The organism is Vreelandella sp. L-15 (assembly GCF_056857635.1).
The window spans coordinates 1-11,894 of record NZ_JBSXNN010000084.1; the positions used below are offsets into that span (position 1 = coordinate 1).

Sequence of the window (11,894 nt, forward strand, 5' to 3'; positions counted from 1 at the left end):
AGCGCTCAGAGCACACAGGCGAGCGAATTCAGCGGAACGAAGCTCAGCCCGATAATGGGGGACAGGAACCGCCGTGGTACGGATCCGTTTGCCCGGTGGTGTGAGAGGACGGGGGAGGCGACTCCCCCTCCTACTCGATCCCGCATACCCTCAACCCAGGCGATCGCCGATTTCGCATGCGAAATCCGTTTGCCAGCCTTCCGGCGCCAGCTGAGTGGCAGTCCCCGCCCTATCTCCCTCTGAGACCTGCATCACGCAGGAATGTGAGAGGAGAGAGCAATGAACATCGAGCTGATCGTGAACCAGGAAGATGCGCTGGCCTTTGGACGTGAGTTTGGCGGGCTGCCCCAGGACAGCCTCGAGGAGGATCAGGTGGCATTCGCCATCGACCCCCAGCAAGGGTCGCGATTCGTCCTCCCTCGCCAAGCGGGACGTAGCTGGCGCCAGCCAACACAGCGCGAGATGGCCAGCCTTGGCACTGATGCCAACGTGGCCTTCGAGGTGTTCTCGCTGAATGACCTGGAGGGCTTCGCGTTCTCCACCGAGGACGGGACTGTGATCCAGGTGCGCCGGCCTGACCGTGAGTTGCACCGGGAAAGCACTTTGCAGTCTATCGACAGCGATGAGGACGTGTTCGTGGTGAGCTTCACCAAGCGGTTCTTCCGCCGCATGTTCCTCAACAACCTGGCGCAATGGAAATTCCTCCAGCCCAGGGCAAAGATCGCACGTCACCTACAGCGGTGATGTTTTCCCGCCCCCTAACTCTTCGAGCTAGGGGGCTTTTCTCGGCCTATCGAAAAAAAATCACCAGGAGGCGGCCATTAGTGTCAGTGGTGCCCCTATCCCCTACCGAGACCCATTCGGTGGGAATGTTGAGAGAGAGGAGATTGAACATGTGGGGCAAGACTATCCAGATCGGTCACATCGGTGAGCCTGAAGCACGCACCAACGACAAGGGAAACACCTACGTTCGGTTCGGCATCAACATGGCCAAGAAGTCGACTGATGAAGCCATGTGGCTCAACTGCATCATCGGTGGTCGCTTCGCTGAAGTGATGAAAGACCGCCTGATGCGAGGCCAACTGGTCTTTGTGGAAGGCGCCTTGTCTTTCCGCAAGGCACAAAATGGCACGGTGTACACCAACCTGATGGTCGACACATGCCGCATCCTGCGTGACCCGCGCTCTGCCAATGGCGGTGCAGGTGACGAGGAAGAAGACGGGGAGATCCCCTTCTAAATCATTCACTTATAGCCCCTAGGTAACTCCTGGGGCTTTTTCATGCGTAGACGACAGGGGCAGCCATGAGCGAGACCGAATCGAATTCACAGAAGCCCAGAGAACAATCTCCCTTGGCAAGGGTGCTCCCCGTGGTGGGCGGGGCGCTGGGCATTGCCGCCTTCGCCTTGACCGTCATCCCGGTCCAGCTTCCCTGGGCATCGTCCGACGCAGAGACACCGCAGATCGTCACCTTCGATACCGCGAAATACGTGAATGCCCGCCGTGCCGCAGCCAGCAGCCTGCTGGGCGAGGACGGTGAGACACGAGACGCCGCGATCTCCACCCTATCCCGTATCGACAGTGGCGTGCGCCCCGCGATTGAAGAGGTGGCGGATGGCGCCGTGGTGATCGTGCGCCAGGCAGCCGTGCTCGATGGGTCACTCCCGGACATCACCGACACGGTGCTCAGTGACCTCGGCCTTCCGACAGACGCGCCAACGATTGAGACCAGCCTGGATCGCCATGGTGACACCTCTTACAGCTCCTCGGACCTTTATGAAGAGGCCCGTGAGCTTGTTCGCCGAGCCAACCAAGAGGCCCGTGAACAGGCCGCCTCCCGCAGCGAGGCGGACATTGAAGAGCTGCTGCCTTGATGCAGCAGATAGGAAAAACCCGATGTGGCCATGCCCTGCATGGCGAGAGACACGCCAGTTCTGCTGGCGCAAACCTAAACTCAAGGAGCACACCCATGAAGCACCTCACCCTGATCGCCTCAGCTGTCACCATCGCCTCTGCCCTGATGACCGGCAGCGCCTTCGCCGAAGACTCGAAAGCTGAGGGAGCCAAGGAGCTGCCCAAGGCAGTAGCGGACCTGGGCATTCCGGGCGCCAAGGTGGACAAGACGTTCGACACTGGCCTGGAGGGGATCAATGGCTGGGTTATCAGCGTCGAGAATGACACCAACGTGATCTACACCACCGAGGACGGCAAGCATGCGTTCGTCGGCATGATCCTCGGCGAGGGCGGTGAGAACCTGACCCAGGCGCACATGGAAGAGCACATGGAGAACAGCCCCCTGGCGAACATGCCGGGTCGAGCTGGCGCCAGCCAGGCCGACAACGGCTATTCCGACGACGAAGAAGCCAAGGCGTTGGAGCTGATCCAGGATGCCCCGTTCTACGTCGAAGAGGGCTCTGGCGAGCGCGTGCTGTACGTCATCTATGATACCCAGTGCCCCTACTGCCAGCGCATGTATGAGGCCTCTCGTGATGTCCTCGAGGACGTGACCATTCGCTGGGTGCCGGTGGGCTTCCTGGGAGAGCAGTCGCTGCACGAAGCGGCACAGATCGTGGATGCTGAGAACCCGGCAGAGGCCATGGCCACCATCAAGCAGGGCGGCTCAATCTCCGGGGCCTCTAGCACCGAGGCGATGGACATCGTGAGCCAGAACAGCCAGCTGACTCAGCAGGCGGGCATCGGCGCCACGCCGACCACTATCTACGAGGACGCGAACGGCGAAGCACAGATCCGCCGCGGCGCTCTGCGTGCTGCCGAGATTCGCAACCTGTAACCTCTTCCATGACCGACCAAGGCGCCCGGGCTCCTCCCGAGGAGCCCGGGCGCTGTGCTAGAGGGCGTCTATGTCACACTATGAACCGCCACGCATCAGTGTTGCTCGACGTGCCCTGGAGGGCATGTTCCCGCAGCTTGCCGTCAACCGCATCTTCCCGCGCCAGCCTCGCAAGGTTGGCCATGGGAATCGCGAGAGGACCATCTATCCCCGCCGCTGGCTGCATCATCCTCTCACCCCGGAGCAGGCCCGCTGGGTAGCGGAGCGCTCTGCTGATTACTGGTTCCGCTGGTTCATTGCATTCGGCGGGTCAATGTTCCTCTCGGTGAAGCTGGGACCACCCTACGGGGCGTTTCTCCACCTGGGCTTTACCATCGTTGCTGGCTGGACGCTGATTGGCGTGGCTGTCGCAGTCGGCAGGAACCGGAAAAACCCGAGGATTGACGCATGACACAAGGCAAGGAGCCCTGGCTGGCAGGGCTGGGCCGGTGGCTCACCGGCCGGAAGGCACCAGCTGGCGAACAGGCAGCTGTCGACCCAGGGGATCGCGCCATCACGGCAGCCACTCGCAGCCTGGCGCTGGACATGCTGAACGAGGCTCCCTCCCATGAGCGGTTCGCCCCCAAGGAGGTCGTCGTCTGGAAGTGGGGGATGAAGAACAAGGCCGTGCCCTTGGCTGGGCAGACAGCGTTGGTGATGAAGGTCCGAGAAGAGGCACTGGTCGATGACACCCAGCAGCCGTCATCGACCTACTACATGGAGCCCCTGGATGTCCTGATCGGCGTCTACACCCATGAGGGCATCTTCCGGGAGCTATGGATCGACGGCCGCAGGCTGTGCCATCGCACCGATCGGCGGGCGAAAGCCACAGGCTATGGCACCCCGGGGGAGGCCTCATGAAAGACGAAGCCAGTATCAAGGTCTCCGGCACACCGCCGCAGTTCGATGAAATGATGAGCAAACTCGCCCGCCAGCAGCTCGGCCTCGATGCCCGGTACACGGTGTATGCCGTGGCCACCGACCAAATCGATGAAATCGAGCTGGATCTGACCGATAGCTCTGAAGACCTCCATCGTCAGAGCTTTACAGTCCACCTCCCTGCTGGCCTGGCTAGGGTCAGCCTTGCGCCCTACGAGGATGGCGTCTGGCACCTCAAGGAGGCCGTCCATGGCGTTGTGAACCTAGGCCACGATGCTCGTGAGGCACTTGCTGCGGGTAGCTCTAAGCCCCGACCCCGGATCGCTCTACCGCCCCGCGGGGGCCGGCACTAGACGCTAGATCCTCCTCAGTCCTATAAATTGTCGTCTGGTATTGTTACAATATGGCGCATGCAGATATTCGCCTCGAACAGCTCCGAGAGCTTCCTCTCACGAATGAAGACAAGCGCTACATCACGCACTGCCTCAATGAAGGCAGGGTGGAGGATGCTGAGCCGGTTCTGGCGGCGTATGCGTCATGTTGGGCCACCGCAGCTGACGGAGCCCCAGATCGAATGCGGGACAATGCCAGTCGGCGAGCGGCCAACACCTTCCTCCGGGAGGCCCTGGGCGTCGATGGACCGGTATCCCTCCGGTAAGCAGCAGCGCCAGCTACAGGGTTAGCTGGTGGGGAGGAGGAGTTATACCGTTATCTATAGTTTTGCCTAGCTCTATGGCTACCCGACACCTGCGCCCCTATCCATAGTCACCACACTGCGATAGGGGGTTACATGTTCGACAATGCTTTGATCTACCGAGCCCACAGCCACTTCCCTGGCGCCGACCAGCTGGCACAGCTGTGCCAGAAACAGCTGTTCCGAGCCTGCGCCGCAACCGAGGCCAAAAGGGTAGGGTGGTCGACCGTCTGTGGTGACCAGATGGTGCATCCGGTGAACTCGCAATTCCTGGTTCTGCGCTTCAGCCGGCAAGAGCGGCTGCTTCCTGCCGCTGCGGTCAAAGAAGAGGTTGAGGAACGTGCTGCGGCACGCGAGAAGGCGTCTGGATCTCCGTTGCGGCGAGCTGAGAAGCAGATCCTGAAGGAGGAGGTCTACGAGGAGCTGCTGCCCAGAGCGCTGAAGCGCACGGGTCACTTCCTGGTGGCCATCGACACCCAGCGAGGCTGGATTCTGGTGGATGCCGCCAGCCGCAAGAAAGCTGAGGAAGCGCTGGACTTGCTCCGGCTGACCATCGGCTCCTTGAAGGTCACACCTCTCGCCACCCGCGATCGCGCCACTGACCTGATGACACGTTGGCTGGCCAACCCGGCTGAGCGTGCTGAAGGCTGGGAGCTGGGCGAGGCATGCCAGCTTGAGTCTCCATTCGGGGATGAGGGCGTGATCAAAGCCACCGAGGTCGACCTCGAGAGCGACGAGATCCAGCAGCACCTCGAGGGCGGACGAATCTGCTCAGCTCTTGCAGTGGCCAGAACCGACCAGCTGGCGCTGGTTCTCCAGGACGACCTGGCGCTCAAGAAGATCAAATTCGATGACGCGCTGATCGAGGGTGCCGACCCCTCCGATGACGATGCCTCAGCCTTCGACACCGAAGCCCATTTGCACATCCCAGCCCTCGCAGCTGTCATCGAGGAGCTGATCGGCTTACTCGGTGGCGAAGTCAGCCCGGTCATCGAGGACGATGCCTCCACCGAGGAACAAGAGGCAGCTTAGGCCTCTGCATTACTCTCCACGGCCTGGCACCAGCTAGGCCTTTTTATGCTCTACCTGTCCCGTCTTATGATCCTTGTCGACTCACTTTATGTCGACTATTATGTTTCGCATGCGAAATTGGCCTGGCCAGGCCCTGCGCCCTGAGCCGGGTAAGGACCAACCATCCTGCCTCCTCTGGAGGCCGGGCAACCGGGGACACCATGACCAAGATAATCAGCTTCGCCAATCAGAAAGGCGGCGTAGGCAAGTCGACCATCTGCCTCCAGACTGTCTTTCACCTTCAGGAGGCAGGGTTTCGGGTGCTCGCCATCGACCTGGACCCTCAGGGCAACACCTCCAGCCGCCTGAGCCAGCAGGAAGGCGAGTACACGGGAACCCCCTCCGCGTTCCTGTTCCGGGAAGACTACACCGACATCCGCCCGATGCGATGTGCCCGTGGAATGGACCTGATCTGGACTGAGAAGAACGACCCTGAGTTGTCGGAAATCGAGTCCATGCCGCTCAACTGCGTCCTCAACCCGATCAACAACCTAAAGGCCAGCGGAATCCTCGAGCACTACGACTATGTAGCGGTCGACTGCCCGCCCAGCCTTGGCCGGAAGCTGGTCGCCGCCCTCACCATGTCCACCCACGTTATCTGCCCGGTCCAAGTGAGCGGCTTCGCCCTGGATGGCGTCGAGGGCCTGCTCAACACCATCATCAACGTCCAGGAGGAGCTGAACCCCGACCTGGAGAACACCGGCATGGTGATCAACAACCTGAACCGCAACTTCCCCTCCCACCTGCGTGCATGTGAGCAGCTTCGCGAAGCAGTGCCCGATCTGGTCTACACCGCCGAGATCGGCCTGCGCGGGAAGCTGGACGAGGCCAACAACCTCGGTGTCCCTGTGTGGAGCATCAAAACAACCTCAGCGCGTGATGCTGCGAAGGATATTCGGGCGGTCATCAACGAACTCATGGAAAAGGTGGGCTGACATGGCACTGGGAAACCTGAGCAACCTGCAAAGCCTGTCTCGTCGCTCCAAGGGCGCGAAAGAGGTGCTTCTGCTCGACACGGCCGAGGTAGAGCCCAAGCAAGGCCAGGTACGGGAGAAGTTTTCTGGCATCGAGGAGCTGGCCGAGTCGATCAAGGTAAACGGCCAGGAGCAGCCGATCATCGTCTACCCCAAGGACGAGAGCGGGAAGTACCGCATCCAGAAGGGCGAGCGGCGCTGGAGGGCCTGCAAACTGGCGAAGCTGCCGGTTGAGGCGATCGTCAACAAGAAGGAGCAGGACGACCTGGATGAGACGGCCGGCGAGCTGATCGAGAACATCCAGCGCGAAAACCTGACTCCTATGGAGATCGCCAAGGGCATCCAGAAATTCATCGATCGCGGCTGGCAGGGCATGGATGTCGCCAAGCGGCTGGGCAAGTCCCGGGGCTACGTCTCCTCTCACCTGTCCCTATTGAAACTGCCCGACTGCGTGATGCGCCTCTACGATGAGGAGGTCACCTCAGACCCCGAATCGCTCAACTCACTGCGCCAGCTGCATTCGATCGCGCCCGAGCAGGCAGAGCAGATCTGCGCCAAGGCCCTGGAAGAAGGTATCAGCCGGAAGGCATGTCGTGAGCTACTGAAGCAGGCCAAGAAAGGCGGGCTGCCGGAAGAACCTGAGATTCCTGCTTCCGAAAAGCCGGAGCCTCCCCCTGGCCCTGGGTTCAATGATGACCAGCCGAGTCTTGTTGGGCTACAGGAACCGGGGGCAGGCGACGATGGCGGCCATGAGCCCAACACCGGAGCCTCCGAGCACTCGGCCGCAGAGTCGTCCAGCTCTTCGCCTGGTCAGGGAGGATCTGCTGCGGGTGAAGAGGCTGGCGCTGAACCTTCCCAAGCGGCTAAGGCCGCTCCCAAGCGGGAAACACCGAAAGCCCCTGAGGCTAAGGGCACCACCCCTCCACAGCCGGTGCCAACCAAGGAACCGGCCCGGGCTCGGATCGTTGTCAGCGTGAACACCCAGGGAGGTCATCGAAGCGGGGTGCTGCAAACGGATCGGATCGACCCAGAGGCCGGCTACTGCTGGGTCCGCCTCGACAATGGGGATGAGGAGCCATTGAGAGCGCGGGTATCGGACGTGCAGCTGCTCGGCGTCGAAGGAGAGGAATAGTGCCGATGCCGAGCCTATCGCGAGACACACAGCGCAAGTACGCCATTCTGCGGGCGATCGACACCATGGAGCGGCCGTCGCTTCAGGACATCGCCTCGGAGACTGGCATACCTGCCGGCACAGTCAAACGACAGCTGACCTCGATCCGGGAGGAGCTGAAGGTGAAGATCCTCTTCATCCGAGACCCAAGCTCGCCAGAAGGCGCCAATGGGTACTACTCCCTGGAGGGATGGGGCATCCTCGACCCGGCCTCCTTCCGCAATCACTTCGGTTGAACCAGAACGACCATGCTACCCAGGGAGGCCCACGGCCTCCCTTTCTCGTGCTCATGCGCCTGGCTACAGAGCGCTCAGCGGCCGGCAGTCAGGGTTCAATTCGTCCAGGAGGTCTCCCAGCTCACCCAGCGCATCCCCGTAGCACTCGTGGGCGACCCCTGAGGATACCCGGTTGGGCATGTCATGCTGATCGAGCACGACGAGAAGCAGGCCCGGCGCCCCGTCTCGGGCTATCACGTCGATGTTCCCCCACAGATTCTCCCGCGAGACCGCATAGCTCAGCATCTCCCTGAAGCGCTCACGGTCATGCAGGATCTGGATGTTTCGCATTCTGGGCTCCTGGCTCATTGTCCCTTCATCGCCTCTTCAAGGCGCCGTTCCGCGCTACGGTCATAGCGCTGCGTGGTCGCTAGGTTCGAGTGCCCCAGCGCATACTGCACGGTCAGCACGTCAATGCCACGATCAAGCAGGTTGGTGGCAAAGGTCCGCCTGAAGTCGTGAGGGGCGCATTCGTATATGCCGGCCTGGGCCGCACGCTCCTTGATGATGTAGTAGACGGCCTGATCGGTCAGCCTCTGATCGCACACCACGCCATGCCGGCGCACTCTGGTGAACAAGGGGCCCGTGTCACGGGCAAGACAGGACTGCCAGGCCTGGAGCCGTTTGAACGTCAGGTCGGGCAGGAAGACCAGCCGCTCCTTGTTGCCCTTGCCGACGATTCTGATGGCTTTACGGCTGGTATCGATCGCCTCCAGGTCCACCGAAACGCTCTCCGACCGGCGAAGCCCTGTCGACACCAGAAGCTGGAGCAGCGCTGCATCCCGGATACCCTTGGGGCTGTCGTCAGTTTCGCATGCGGAACTGAGGGCCTGGATCGAGGCTTCATCCAGGTGGACCCCTTTGGGCAGACGGGAGCCAGGAACGCCCTTCAGGTCGCGGATCTGCTGGTAGCTCTCGCTGTCCATGTCCCCCATGACCCAGGCCTCGCGGGCAACACCCTTCATGGCCGACAAGGCAGCATTGACCGTGGCTGGCGCCTTGCCCATCTCGGTCATCATCTCCACGATCGATCGGACATGCTCACGGCGTATCAGCGCCCATGGGCAGCCCTGGATGTCGTAGCCACCGCTCAGCCTGGCGATGAACTGTAGGTGGGACCGCATCGTGATCCGGCTACGCCGGGAATTGAGGTTCAGCAGGTACGAGAGCCCTGCATTGCCTCTGGCCTCCGAGAGTGCGTCCTCAGCACCGGCCGCGAGCGCCTGGGAGCCCTGGGGTCGAACAAGGGTCAGCTCGCTATCCATGGCCACCCTCCGCCCCGGTCGACACGAGCTGCTTGAGGTGGTCGGCTTGGTGACTCGAGCACTGCTCAACCCCGTCCAGGTTGCCATGCTGGTGCTTCAGCTCGTAGAAGCCGTCGCCCCCAGGCACCTCCTCGACATAGACACGCTGGCGCTTGAGCCCGCCCGGGATGGTGCAGCTCAGGTGCTCCAAGACGGAATCAGCGTCCTCTCGGACGCTCACGATCTCTCCGTGATCGCGAAGGATCACCATGAAGTCATTGGTCAAGACAGCCGAGTATCCAGCCCTCGGTGGCATCGTGATCTGGTCTACCATTCAGGTCTCCAGCACAGATGGTTGGCGGGCTCGCCCGGGCCGCGGCCTCGCGGGCACCGCCAGGTGAATTCAGCCATGGCCATCACTTCCCTTGGCCAGGGAGTGATGAGCAAGGTCTCCCGTGTAGCAGCCCATCGATCGCTACACCTCCTCGAGGCACCATTCAGCAAAGGCCTCCTGCTGATGCTCGCTACAGGGGGCGAAGCCGGTGAAGCGGCCACCCTCGATCCTGATCTCATCGAAGCGCCCCATAGTGTCGCGGTAGTAGACTCGCCGCCGCCGCAGGTCACCCAGCTCAGCAGTCAGGCGGTCGATGACGCCCTGGGCATCGTTGGTGATGGAGCGCGGCCCATCCTGATCGATGATCACCACCAAGGTGTCGCTGACGAGCGCGATCTTGTAGATGGCCTGTAGCTTCATGCGTGAATCCTTCTCCAGTGGCCCTCAGGACAGGCTAGTTACCCCTATCGCCCTTCTCTACTTTCTTAAATATCTATTTTAATAAGTAGAGATAGGGATGGCCAGACCAAGCTACATTTTATGTGGATCTAGGCAGTCACTCGTAAACGATAAAATTACGCCTATGAACCTGTTTTCATTCGATTTATCGGTGTTATCGACGGCTTTCGTGCCGCCTGTACGCAAAATCTGAGCGCCATTGGCGGGTGTTCTCCTCTGGATTTTGCACAGCGGCGCCTGTCCAGCGGCCCAGCACACTGCCAAGTCAGAGGGCTTCGGCAGGTCGACCAATCACCAAGGAGCCCATTGACACCGGGTTAAGCAGTCGCCAATATGTGCTTTGCACACTTACCATATCCATAGGGGTTTAGGAATGAGCATCCTCGCTAGGTACTTCCAACTCGAAAATGAGGCCCAAGAGCTTCGCAGGAAGATGCAAACTTTAGAGGACACTCCTGAGTTCAAAAGGGAAAAGGAATTTATAGATAAGCTCAGAAGGCTAATGGATGAATATAATAAGACAAATGGCGAAGTTATATCAGCTCTTGCCCCTGAATCAAGCATCGAGAACACTGAAAGCAAAAGAAGAAGAAAAAGAAAACTTAAAGTATATAGGAACCCTGAGACTGGTGAGGTTGTAGAAACCAGAGGTGGCAACCAGAAGACATTGAAGGCATGGAAAGAACAGTACGGGGCAGAAACTGTTGATTCATGGCTGATTGAAGAGAAGTAATCGGTTATATTGTGCAGCAGGCTGTAGAGGTTTACGATGTCTAAAAAAAGCAGCAATGACAAGGATATACAGGCCATCTCGGTGAGCAAGTCGGCTCAGCTCGACCTTTTCAGCCTGCTAGACGCCCGTGATGGCGATTATAGCAATAGCATCGATATTTATGATTCTTTGCCTAAATATTCGCTCGAGCGGCGTCGGCGCTTTACTGATATTCGGCAAGCCGCCGCGAAAGAACGTGAATGCCGGGTGGGTGGTCGCGTAATAAAAGTAAAAGTCCGCCCTGCTCTAATTGAAACACGTCCTGGGAAACCTGAGCTTGTTTACCCAGGTGAGCGCGAAGAGATCATTGAGGATGCTTTGAGAAAACTCGCTGTAAATGGCGGGATCGCGATGATTGACGGAAAGGTGGGTGTGCTATTCACATTCTATCAACTTCGCAATGAATTAAAGAGAAACAATCACGAGTTTAAACTTAGCGAAATAAAAGAAGCTATTCTTGTTTGCCGCGGGGCTCAACTTGAAACGGTTTCTGAAGATGGGGAAACGGTTATATCATCGAGCTTCTTCCCTATGGTAGGTCTTACCACAAGGAAAGACTTGAAGCTGAGGGAGGGGGATACAAAGTGCTATGTTCAGTTTAATCCCCTGGTGACTGAAAGCATTCATAACCAGACTTTCAGGCTGTATGACTATAAAACGTCTATGGCTATTAAGAGCCCCCTTGCTCGCTATATTCACAAGAGAATGAGTCACCATTGGAGTCAGGCCTCCTCCACCAATCCCTACACGCCGCGGCTTGTCTCCTTTCTCAAAGGGAGTCCGAGGGGGCTCTCTGACCGTATGGCCACGAATGTGAGGGCCATGAAGATGGCTCTTGATACGCTGAAGGAGCATAATGTCATCGATAGCTACGATGACAGCGAACGAATCAAAGACGGAAAGAAACTGACCGATATTGTTTACAAGATATACCCTACTAAGCAGTTCGTTAAGATCATAAAAAAGGCGAACTACAAGAATGGGATAATATCTACAAAAAAGGCTCTTACAGCTTCTGAAGAGAGTGAGTAGTTACGAAATATATCACTCCCTCCTGAATCCGTGAAGCCGGCGCCGACACTTTCCCTATCACCGCCAGCGAGCACTTTTTGATCATTCGCCCCGTGCAAGTTGGCTTTCGCAAGCCCGTTATTGCCAAAACCCACCGTGCTGATCGGTGCTGACGGCCCGT

The 11,894-nt window shown here is 59.2% G+C and carries 17 protein-coding genes; 13 read left to right on the forward strand and 4 right to left on the reverse strand.

What is annotated here, in order from left to right:
* Positions 1-279 precede the first annotated feature (279 nt).
* The 11 genes from AC13CY_RS12540 (at position 280) to AC13CY_RS12590 (ending at position 7,854) form a co-directional block, all read left to right on the forward strand.
* The gene (locus AC13CY_RS12540) at positions 280-744 is read left to right on the forward strand and encodes a hypothetical protein (RefSeq protein WP_179931219.1); all 465 of its coding nucleotides are present in this window, start codon (positions 280-282) and stop codon (positions 742-744) included.
* A gap of 149 nt (positions 745-893) precedes the next feature.
* Entirely contained in the window at positions 894-1,238 is a 345-nt protein-coding gene (locus AC13CY_RS12545; protein ID WP_074211802.1) for a single-stranded DNA-binding protein, read from the forward strand.
* A 65-nt stretch (positions 1,239-1,303) separates the two neighbouring features.
* Positions 1,304-1,873, forward strand: coding sequence for a hypothetical protein (locus AC13CY_RS12550; protein WP_139296704.1), 570 nt, complete (start codon positions 1,304-1,306; stop codon positions 1,871-1,873).
* 95 nt (positions 1,874-1,968) lie between these two features.
* Positions 1,969-2,790 (forward strand): thioredoxin fold domain-containing protein, encoded by an 822-nt coding sequence (locus AC13CY_RS12555; protein WP_074211803.1) that lies wholly within the window; start codon positions 1,969-1,971, stop codon positions 2,788-2,790.
* Between the two features lie 70 nt (positions 2,791-2,860).
* Positions 2,861-3,241, forward strand: a complete 381-nt coding sequence (locus tag AC13CY_RS12560; protein WP_074218046.1) for a hypothetical protein — start codon at positions 2,861-2,863, stop codon at positions 3,239-3,241.
* Entirely contained in the window at positions 3,238-3,690 is a 453-nt protein-coding gene (locus AC13CY_RS12565) for a hypothetical protein (protein WP_483052616.1), read from the forward strand. The genes AC13CY_RS12560 and AC13CY_RS12565 overlap by 4 nt, the downstream gene beginning before the upstream one ends.
* Positions 3,687-4,061 (forward strand): hypothetical protein, encoded by a 375-nt coding sequence (locus AC13CY_RS12570; RefSeq protein WP_483052617.1) that lies wholly within the window; start codon positions 3,687-3,689, stop codon positions 4,059-4,061. The genes AC13CY_RS12565 and AC13CY_RS12570 overlap by 4 nt, the downstream gene beginning before the upstream one ends.
* Before the next feature lie 437 nt (positions 4,062-4,498).
* The gene (locus AC13CY_RS12575) at positions 4,499-5,434 is read left to right on the forward strand and encodes a recombination-associated protein RdgC (protein WP_483052618.1); all 936 of its coding nucleotides are present in this window, start codon (positions 4,499-4,501) and stop codon (positions 5,432-5,434) included.
* Between the two features lie 200 nt (positions 5,435-5,634).
* Entirely contained in the window at positions 5,635-6,408 is a 774-nt protein-coding gene (locus AC13CY_RS12580) for a ParA family protein (RefSeq protein WP_022524305.1), read from the forward strand.
* Position 6,409: 1 nt separating this feature from the next.
* Complete coding sequence (locus AC13CY_RS12585) at positions 6,410-7,579, forward strand: ParB/RepB/Spo0J family partition protein (RefSeq protein WP_483052619.1); 1,170 nt, start codon at positions 6,410-6,412, stop codon at positions 7,577-7,579.
* 5 nt (positions 7,580-7,584) lie between these two features.
* Positions 7,585-7,854 (forward strand): helix-turn-helix domain-containing protein, encoded by a 270-nt coding sequence (locus AC13CY_RS12590; RefSeq protein ID WP_230834760.1) that lies wholly within the window; start codon positions 7,585-7,587, stop codon positions 7,852-7,854.
* A gap of 63 nt (positions 7,855-7,917) precedes the next feature.
* Here AC13CY_RS12590 and AC13CY_RS12595 read toward each other — a convergent pair whose 3' ends face one another.
* From AC13CY_RS12595 to AC13CY_RS12610, 4 genes are all read right to left on the reverse strand, one after another.
* Positions 7,918-8,184, reverse strand: a complete 267-nt coding sequence (locus tag AC13CY_RS12595; RefSeq protein ID WP_483052620.1) for a hypothetical protein — start codon at positions 8,182-8,184, stop codon at positions 7,918-7,920.
* A gap of 14 nt (positions 8,185-8,198) precedes the next feature.
* Entirely contained in the window at positions 8,199-9,158 is a 960-nt protein-coding gene (locus AC13CY_RS12600; protein ID WP_483052621.1) for a tyrosine-type recombinase/integrase, read from the reverse strand.
* Positions 9,151-9,378, reverse strand: coding sequence for a hypothetical protein (locus AC13CY_RS12605; protein WP_230834752.1), 228 nt, complete (start codon positions 9,376-9,378; stop codon positions 9,151-9,153). The genes AC13CY_RS12600 and AC13CY_RS12605 overlap by 8 nt, the downstream gene beginning before the upstream one ends.
* A gap of 234 nt (positions 9,379-9,612) precedes the next feature.
* Complete coding sequence (locus AC13CY_RS12610) at positions 9,613-9,891, reverse strand: hypothetical protein (RefSeq protein ID WP_074211814.1); 279 nt, start codon at positions 9,889-9,891, stop codon at positions 9,613-9,615.
* Positions 9,892-10,303: 412 nt separating this feature from the next.
* Between AC13CY_RS12610 and AC13CY_RS12615 the strand changes: the two genes are divergently transcribed.
* On the forward strand, positions 10,304-10,663 hold the full coding sequence (locus AC13CY_RS12615; RefSeq protein WP_022524310.1) for a histone-like nucleoid-structuring protein, MvaT/MvaU family: 360 nt from the start codon (positions 10,304-10,306) through the stop codon (positions 10,661-10,663).
* Between the two features lie 36 nt (positions 10,664-10,699).
* A complete protein-coding gene (locus AC13CY_RS12620) occupies positions 10,700-11,734 on the forward strand; it encodes a hypothetical protein (RefSeq protein ID WP_022524311.1) in 1,035 nt (344 codons plus the stop codon).
* Positions 11,735-11,894: the final 160 nt, after the last annotated feature.